The 4,926-nt window shown below is 31.8% G+C and carries 4 protein-coding genes; all 4 read left to right on the plus strand.

The features are described from left to right. On the plus strand, positions 1–453 hold a 453-nt coding region (locus tag AC1DJR_RS22015), incomplete at its 5' end, for a helix-turn-helix transcriptional regulator (RefSeq protein WP_477003495.1). Positions 454–782: 329 nt separating this feature from the next. Next, positions 783–1,760, plus strand: a complete 978-nt coding sequence (locus tag AC1DJR_RS22020) for a hypothetical protein (protein ID WP_477003496.1) — start codon at positions 783–785, stop codon at positions 1,758–1,760. A 225-nt stretch (positions 1,761–1,985) separates the two neighbouring features. Continuing rightward, positions 1,986–2,492: a type I restriction enzyme endonuclease domain-containing protein gene (locus AC1DJR_RS22025; RefSeq protein WP_235705894.1), complete on the plus strand. Its 507-nt coding sequence runs from the start codon at positions 1,986–1,988 to the stop codon at positions 2,490–2,492. Between the two features lie 127 nt (positions 2,493–2,619). After that, positions 2,620–4,821 carry a hypothetical protein gene (locus AC1DJR_RS22030; RefSeq protein WP_477003497.1) on the plus strand — a complete coding sequence of 734 codons (2,202 nt, stop codon included), beginning with the start codon at positions 2,620–2,622 and terminating at the stop codon, positions 4,819–4,821. The last annotated feature ends 105 nt before the right edge of the window (positions 4,822–4,926 follow it).

Raw genomic sequence — 4,926 nt, forward strand, 5'->3', positions numbered from 1 at the left:
GAACGAATTATTGATCCGTACGGCTTTGTACACTACAACGAATTCTTTTATTGCTTAGCTATGTGTAATGATAAAAAGGAAAAACGTATGTTTAAACTATCTCGAATGAAAGATATTAGAATTTTGTATGATACATATAAAATACCCGATAATTTCGATATTCGAGAAGAATTTCCGAAATTCGGCCTTATGAAAGAACCATTAGAAGTAGAGTTGCTCATCTATCCACCATTCGCTGCATCTTTACCAGAATCTATTTGGGGAGAGAATCAAAAGATAGAACATAATGATGATGGTAGCATTCTCTTCCAGGCAACAATGAGCGGAAAAGAGTCGATTAAGAAATGGATTTTGAGTATGGGGGCCTCGGTTAGGGTGGTGGAGCCTAGGGGATTGAGGGAAGAGGTTGTTGGGGAAGGTCGGAAGTTATTGGAGTTGTATGGTAGGGAATAGATATATCGTCATATCTAAAAATAAATAAGGTTGTAATATTTCTGGAAGAATATACAGTTGAAAGTGACGTTAATAGTGCTGGTTTTGATCAGGAGTTAGATACATATTATAAAGGAACTTTCTTTCGTCTAAGGATCAATACACATAAATTGACGAATGTTAGTTTAAAAAAATGATGGATTCAGCAATTGAAGATGCAGAAAGGGCAGGAAGATCAGTAAAGCCATCAAGGGCTTCAGTTAAGTTAAGTTTGAGTGATTCTATTTAATTGAACTACTATAGTGTTTTAAGGTGATTTTAAATTCTTTATTATGTAAGTAGGTGAGATAATGCAAGGGTGGAGAGGATATGTAATTAGTAATAAAAGCTTATTTTTTAATGTTAGCTGTATTGTTACAGTTATAATTGGAATTCTCTTTATTGGTTGTAACTATACAATGAAGGAAATTTATCGTATCACGCTCAATTGGAATCTAGGTATAGAATTATCCCAGTATTGGTATGGATTGTTTATAGTGTATTGGACTGAGATTATATTGTTAGTGGTTATATGGGATCTTTTCTGGTATCAAGTTAAAGAGGTGTTTAATCATCTATATAGTGAACTATCAAACAATGCCGTTGAAAAGAAAAAAGTGAGACTACTGGTCAAGTTAGTACGTGTTAAATATAATTTCGAGAAAATACATTATTATGTAAGGATTGGGATAGTGTCACGTCCCAGTAATCAAACAAAAAGAATGATAGATTTTATTATTAACGATACAATATTTGATTTACTAAAAAAAACGAGATCTATTATTTTTAGTTTCCCTATTATATTAGCCTCAATTTTAACATTTTTTGCATATTATAAGGTAAACATCATGCGAATAGTGATAATTAAGCAACTATGGAATGAAAAGGCATCATTATTATGGGAACATTTCACGAAGCTTTCAGCAGTTGTTGTGTTAGTCCTTATAGTTTCTCTTTGGTACTTTATAAGTAGGAAAGGAGTAGTTCGCCGTTCTATTGCACAAGCTAATAGGAAAAAATTAGAAGATGTTATTCAATTGTATCGTCAATCTTTTAATCCTATAAGTAATGTGATTATAAAAGGATCTAAAAATATAGAGTACAGAAAAGATTGCGAAGAGATGCAGAAAAGCCAGGAATTACTTGAATATAGGCTTGACAATTGTGTAATTGAGGGGGCGGAATTTTTATACGAAATGTATAGGTATATTCTGATACTAGATAAAAATTTACAAGTTGATTCGGATAAATTTGGTAGAGCACTAAGGACATTTTTAGGTAAGGAATAAGCTTAAGTTTTTTAACTGTAAAATTATTATTTACTGAACAATTTTGGGGAAAGCATTAAAACATACTTAAAGCAGTATATCGAGAATACAGGTATCGATACAACGGCGGCAGTTGCAATTATGCAGGAGAAATTGGAAGTGCTTCGTGGTATGTTCCATAAATTTGATTACTGAGCTTATATGGGGTCATCTCAGGTTGCTAGAATTTGAGCAATTACAGGTGGTATGGATTTTGTTTTAGGTTGTATTAAAAAAGAACAAAAGGAATACAAACAAATCGCTGTTGAAATGGGAAAGGCTCATTCATTAGGTGCTGCGACAGAAGAAGGGAAAGCTGTCGCACTTGAATTAAGCTATTTTAAAGCAATCAAAGCAAGTTTAGCTAAACTGGATGTAAAGAATGTACAAAAGAAATCTAAAAAAGAGATTGAAGCTAGAGTTAATCAAATGTTGGAGCGTTCCATTATTTCAGAAGAAGTAATGGATGTTTTTGATAGCTTGGGGATAAAAAGACTGGGGATTTCGATTTTATCAAAGGAGTTCTTAGAAGAAGTTCGTCAGTTAAAACATAAAAATCTAGCAGTGGAGATGCTGAAAAGATTGCTGAAGAAGTACGATTATCCACCAAGTCAAGCGAAAAATACTCTGAGAGTAGTGATGAGACAAGCTAAGTCAGCCCTCATTGATGCGAGTTGGCAACATGTAGAGAAGACGAAAAAAGAATATAAATAATAAAAACACACAGGTGAAAAGTGCCTGTGTGTTTTTTTATGTGACATAAATAATACCGATTTATTTGTTATGTTTAAATAAAATACCGTAAATAAATTTTTTATTAATTCAAAGGGAGTTGTAGTTCATGCAGAATAATAATGATTTATCCGATGTTTTAACACAATTTAATCCTAAAATCTTAGAAGGACAAATAATTACATCGCTTGCAAATATTCAGGGTGTAATTTCTAAAGTTGATCCTTTATCAGTCTTGATTCATATGTATCGCTATAATCTTTCTCAACACCTTATGAATCCAGAAGATGCTTTACATGGTAATGTTAATCCTTCGATTAGTAAAGGGATGGATTTAGTACAAAGTATGATAGTTTCATCAAAACCTACAATTGATGGTGATGATTTAAATGTTGATGAGTTTCAAGGGTTCTTAGATACTTTAAAAAAACTTTATTTTAACGCGAGTATGTATGTAAATGTTGTACCAAAAGATGAGTTAATTAAATACTCACAAGGTATGCAAATGAATGTGTCAGGAACATTATATCCTTATTTTGAGGAGGAGCATTTTCGAGATTTGCTATTACCATATAATAAACTTTTTATTGCCAACTTTAATGTATCCGCTGAAGATATCATGAAAGGGATTATGGCATTAAGTGAGCGTTTGAGAACTACGGAATTTATACATTATTTTATTGATAAGGGAATACATGAATTAACAGCAGATAACATATTGCAAATAGCAGATTATTTTGATGTAGAAAAGATTACAAAGTGGCCTGTAGAATTTATAAAAAGTTTAGCGTTACAACCAGGTGATAAAACTGGTTTTTTAATTGATATATCAAATGTAATGTTTAAAGAAATGCCAATTAAATATAAGCCGTTTATATGTATTGAAGGAAAGTATTATTGTTTTTCTATTAATAATTTAATGGATAATTTCTATAGATCGGTAATGCGTGCATTACGAGGACAGGATGAAAAATTAGTAAATGTCATTGGAGAGATTCAACAAAGTGTGTCAGAAGCAGTACCGTTTAAATTATTTAATAAGATACTTCCAACAGCTCAAATTTTTAGAAATGTATATTATAAAGCCCCAGTCGGTGCTAACGGAAAAAATGAATGGTGCGAATGTGATGGTTTAATTTTGTTTGATGATGTAATGATTATTGTTGAAGTAAAAGGGGGAGCCCTATCACCCGTTTCGCCATTTTCTGACGAAGAAGCTTATAAAAAATCACTGAGAGCTTTAGCTCAAAATCCTTATGAACAATCTTTGAGACTGTTTGAAGAGTATAATCGTACTAATGAAATAGAGATTTATAGTAAAGAAACTAAAAAACGTTATAAGCTACTTGAAACAATTAATAACGTTAAGTTTATACAAGCATGTTGTGTTACTCTTGATGATTTTAATGAAATCGCAGCTCAAATTGAAAAAACAGAATTCATTAAAGAAAGTGCGTTACCTGTTTGGTGTGTATCAATAAATGATTTACGAGTATATCCTGAAATTTTTGATTCACCTAGTATTTTTATGAACTACTTATATCAAAGAAGTCTGGCAAGTAAAAATCCAGCTATTAAAACGAATGACGAGTTAGATCATATAGGATTATATTTTGAATACAATAATTATTCTATGAGTATAAGTGAAATGCTTAAAGAAGTGGAAGCAAATGATGTTTTTATCCCAAGTCATAGAGATGACATAGATATGTATATGGCTAGAAAAGTTAATGATAAATTTAGTGAAGATGAGTCAGAGAATTTTTTTGAGGTGCAGTTCGGACCTATAGAAAAACCAAAGCAAAACATGGATCCTATATTTGAACAGTTAATTAGATTATTAGATAGCACAAGAGATAACCTCTGTATTCGAGCGGCTAGGYATCTACTTTTGTTAGACACAGGGACACGTGAAAATGTCAGGGAATTCATTAGCTCTAGAACTCAAAAGCTTTTATTACATAAACAGCAGTTCTGGACTCCATATGTGGCTTATAATTATAAAAAAGAGGATAGAGAAGATAAATTACCAATTATTATGATGTTTTTACTTAACGCTTCTAACAAATTATTTAAAGATCCTGTTGAGCGCAAACGTTTTTTAATGGAAAGAGTTATGCATGAGGATGAGCCGATTTTATGTGTAGTGTTAGGTGTTAATAAGAATAAGGAATTGACTAAGGTTATTACTCAAATTATAACACCTGAGCAGTTTCAGGCATTACCAGAATCAGCTTATGAAACGTTAAAGCATAACCGACAGAAAATAGGACGAGCAAGAAGATTTAAGGAATTTTCAAATGAAAGGTAAGTCTTGTATATTCGGATTAAGAACAGGATAAGTTTTCCTGTTCTTTTTTATTATCTGTTGCAAGTTTGTTTCAACTTTATAGGCAGAATAAGATCAGTTCTTCTC

This window comes from Bacillus sp. 05T31 (assembly GCF_056396725.1).

Coding starts and splice junctions, on each gene's coding strand:
- AC1DJR_RS22025 (WP_235705894.1), top strand. CDS start 1,986: ATGGATTTTGTTTTAGGTTGTATTAAAAAAGAACAAAAGGAATACAAA.
- AC1DJR_RS22020 (WP_477003496.1), top strand. CDS start 783: ATGCAAGGGTGGAGAGGATATGTAATTAGTAATAAAAGCTTATTTTTT.